Annotated in this window: 5 protein-coding genes; 1 reads left to right on the forward strand and 4 read right to left on the reverse strand. The window is 29.0% G+C overall.

Annotated elements, in window-relative coordinates; translation table 11 throughout:
- The 4 genes from ACIQ56_RS15370 to ACIQ56_RS15385 all read right to left on the reverse strand — a co-directional run.
- Window positions 1-737, reverse strand: a 737-nt coding sequence (locus ACIQ56_RS15370) for a hypothetical protein (RefSeq protein ID WP_397601927.1), incomplete at its 3' end; no start/stop codon positions are given.
- A gap of 192 nt (window positions 738-929) precedes the next feature.
- Window positions 930-1,355, reverse strand: a complete 426-nt coding sequence (locus ACIQ56_RS15375; protein ID WP_397601931.1) for a sensor histidine kinase — start codon at window positions 1,353-1,355, stop codon at window positions 930-932.
- 15 nt (window positions 1,356-1,370) lie between these two features.
- Window positions 1,371-2,501, reverse strand: coding sequence for a histidine kinase dimerization/phospho-acceptor domain-containing protein (locus ACIQ56_RS15380; RefSeq protein ID WP_397601928.1), 1,131 nt, complete (start codon window positions 2,499-2,501; stop codon window positions 1,371-1,373).
- A 128-nt stretch (window positions 2,502-2,629) separates the two neighbouring features.
- Complete coding sequence (locus tag ACIQ56_RS15385; RefSeq protein WP_397601929.1) at window positions 2,630-3,430, reverse strand: substrate-binding periplasmic protein; 801 nt, start codon at window positions 3,428-3,430, stop codon at window positions 2,630-2,632.
- A gap of 244 nt (window positions 3,431-3,674) precedes the next feature.
- Between ACIQ56_RS15385 and ACIQ56_RS15390 the strand changes: the two genes are divergently transcribed.
- A partial coding sequence (locus tag ACIQ56_RS15390) for a two-component system response regulator (RefSeq protein WP_397601930.1) occupies window positions 3,675-3,939 on the forward strand: 265 nt, incomplete at its 3' end.

Below are 3,939 nucleotides of genomic sequence, written 5' to 3' on the forward strand. Positions count from 1 at the left end.
ATTAAGTTTCTAGAACTAATAATTCTTGGCATTTCAGCAAGTTTTTTTGTTACGTTAAGTAAATCTATCGATTTTTTTCTTCCTGCATTTTGAATTTGTAATTTTTGGTTTGTTACTGATGATAATAAATTATTACGTCTGCCAAGCTCTTCTCTCCAATCAATCATTTTTTGTGCTTGACAGTATATACTTCCTTTTAAAAACTCATCAACACATTTTTCAATGATATGCCTAACTAATTTAGAATGTAATATAAATGTTTTAGTAAAATAATTTTTTCCTTCATAATTTATCAAACGCCCATCAAATATTTGTTTTAAATCAAATCCAGCAAATGAATATTCCGGTAACGGGAAGACGGTATCCACTCTTTCTGAGATCAAATCTTTTACAATTAAACAATCATCTTTGTGATATTCAACTTGAAAAAGAGAGTGCCTGAAGTTTCTAAATTGCTCATATTTTGCTATTTCTTTAAGAGAAAAACAGGATTGTCCATTATATAAAAAAGTTTCAAAAACAGTTGAACCTGAAAAGCCTTCTGATAGCCGATATTCAAATATAAAAAACTCTTGGAAAGAAAACATTCTTTGTTCAAAAAAAGGATCATCGTCATTTACTTTGCCAGTTGAAATAGAAAAAAGTTCTCTGGCAATTTGCCTCTCTTGCTTAAATTCAGACTTTAGAGAGTATTCGGATAAAATGCGCATGATATCTTGGCAATGATGAGCTGGCATGGAATCCCTCAAGCTAGAATTGTGAAGTTAGATGATATAAATATTATAGTAAAATTATCTCATAAAAAGAGTCAAAAAAAAATTTCCGACTTGGTAAAAAAATCATATTCGTTTTTCTTTCGATTGAATTCTTATTTGCAGAAGTGAATTTGATTTTAGCTTGTTACTGTATAATTGAAATGAACAAGTTTCTTATTTTTTAGGAATTTCTATAATAAATACAGTGTGCTCAGAAAAGGTGTCCAAGTATAATTTTCCTCCATGTGATTCTATGATCCCTTTCGATATACTTAGTCCTAAACCCGTTCCTTGGCCTATGTCTTTTGTGGTAAAAAAGGGCTGCATTATTTTATCTTGAATATCTTTTGAAATTTTTTCGCCACTATTCATAACATTGATTTTAATTACAGAATCCGTTTGATCGACAAATATCTTTATCCATTTTTCATTTTGATTCATGATAGCATCACATGCATTATTAATTAAGTTTAAAAGTACTTGAGAAATTTGGACAGAACGGCAAAGAATAGATAAATTATTATCGATTAATTCATCTATTAATTTTACTTCTCGTTGTATTAATATTTCAGAGCAAAGAATAAAAGTATTATCAAAAATCGAGCGTAAAGAAGTTTAAACAAATTTATCTTGATCGCCTGAGCGAGAAAAGGATCTCAATCCTAATACAATTTTTGCAATTTGTTGCGCAACTTTTTCTATGATATCAATATAATTTTTTATAATTTCAATATTGATAGGCTCTTTTTCTAGAACTCTTTTTATTTGTGAAGCGCGTAACGTTATGACTCCTAAAGGTGTATTAATTTCGTGAGCAACACCACCAGCCATTTCGCCAAGAGCAGACATTTTAGATGTGCTGACTAATTTTGTTTGTAAATTACGAAGCGAAATAAGAGCTTGACTAACTAAAAGATGTAGTTTTTGAGCTCGATTTTGAATAATAACGGTAAATATAATTGATATTATTAGAAAAATAGATGTTAAAATAATTGTATTCGTTCTTAATTGGTAAACATCAATTAATACTTCATTCACAGGAAGTGAAACTAACACGTTCCAATTTTGAATTTCCATTTTTTTAAATCCGACAATATATTCTACATTTTTAATATAAAAACGGCTTATGCCACTTTTATTATTTGTAATAAATTTTTCCGTATTTTTTATATTTGTACTATTGTTATCTAAATCTCTAAAATTATAAACAGTGAGATTCTTTTTTTCCGTATTATTGAGAATATTTCCAGCGGCATCAATAATTAAAGCAAAGCCATATTTTTCTGCTTTAAACTCATTGAGGGGTTTAAACATATTTTCAAGTTTTAAAGTACCACAGATCACACCTGAAAATTCCCATTTACCGGAGCCAACATCTAGAAAAATAGGAATGGCAATCACAATGGCTTTGTATCCCCAAAATCCTTCTTGCGGAGTTGATACAAAAGGCTTTTTTTCTTTCATAACATATTTTATATAGGATGTATTTTTTATATTTAAGCCTATTTTATTAAACTTATAAGGGCCTATATTAGCTATTTGACCATTGTCATTTACAATAAAAATATGTTCAAATTGATTTAAAACTTTTAATTGTTCTACGATAGCATCATTAATATTTGTAGCCGTTTGCATCATTTGAGAAATACTTTTTAAAATACTAATATCTCGAATAATAAAATCATTGAGCTGCTCAGCTACTTGATGAGATAAATTTAATGTTTCTTTTTCAGCGCGTAGTGTCACTAATTTGGAGGAAGTATTATAAATAAAAAAACTCAAAAGACAAATTGAAAAACAAAATATTAAAATAATTAAATAGATTAATTTAGCTAGTGTGTTTGGAGATGAATTGATTTTAGTCATTTTAAAATTTATTTAGTTTTAATACCAAACCATTTATTAAATATTTCGTTGTAGTCATTTGATTTTTGAAAAATAATCAATGCATCATTAAATTTTTTGCGAAGTTGTTTCTTTTGTCCCTTTGCAAATGCTAAAGCTACAGGTGTGCTTGCAAATTCATCGCCAACTAGTTTTAATTTATCGCCTAACTCCGAATTTTGTTTTATAGTATAAAGGCCAACTAGTTTATCTGCCACAGCACCTTCTACTTTGCCACTTAATGCTGCTAAAAAACAATCTTTTGCATTTTCAAAAGTAACCATTTCAATTTTTGGATAATGATCCCGGATCCAGGGAACAGAAAAATGATTTTTTTGAATACCCATCTTTTTTCCATTCAATTCTTTTAAATTAGAAATGGTTTTTTCTTTTGGAACAAAAAGAATGGCAGCATAATTTGCATAAGGCTCTGAATAGTCATAACTCTTTTTTCTTTCTTCATTTATACCTATAGTGGCAATTGCATCTGCAGTGTTTACTTTTACAGAAACAAGAACTTTAGCCCAAGCATTTGGAATAAATTCTGCTTTAAGCCCCATTTTTTGTGCAACATTGTTTAATAAATCAATTTCAAATCCTTGAGAAGCAAGATATTTTCCTTGGGCATTTTTTTCTGCGAATCCGAATGGAGCAAAAGAATCATCATGAGATATCGTCAGAATGCCTTGCTTAACAAGAGAAAGCTCTTCAGCGAAAGCGTGTTTCGTAAAAACCATGAGTAATATTGAAACTGCAATGGAAATCTTAACAAATAGTCGTTTTAACATCATTTTCCAGCCCTTTTCAATAAAATAAATATTTCTCTTCCTATCGGTAAGGTCATTAAAAAATTTACATTTATTTCATTTCGCTTTTAATATTCTTCTATAAAACTTTTCATAGTGTCATTTATTTTTTGTTACGTTGAGAAAAATCGGAATTTAATTTTAAACCAATTCATGATGGTTATAGAAACTCATTATTTAAAAATGTATTCTTAAATGTAAGATTGTTAATTTAAAATTGAGGTCTATTATGAATAACACGCAAAATAAGCTTCTTGTGCTTGTAGTTGATGATCAAGATGCATTTCTCCAAGCGGTAGTGGATGAAATCAAATTTCATGGTTTTGAAGCCGTGACAGCAAAAAACGGACTTGAGGGTTTAGAACAAGCAAATAAATCAAGATTTGATCTCATTCTTTCTGATATAAGAATGCCTAATAAAGATGGTCAATGGTTTTTAGCAGAACTTAGAAAAACTCAAAAGTGTTTTCCTCCATTTATATTTATGTCAGGTT

The organism is Silvanigrella sp. (assembly GCF_044369315.1).
Taxonomy (GTDB): Bacteria; Bdellovibrionota_B; Oligoflexia; order Silvanigrellales; family Silvanigrellaceae; genus Silvanigrella.

Excerpts from the sequence above, each read along its gene's own strand:
- ACIQ56_RS15385 (WP_397601929.1), bottom strand. The coding sequence starts at position 3,430 with ATGATGTTAAAACGACTATTTGTTAAGATTTCCATTGCAGTTTCAATA.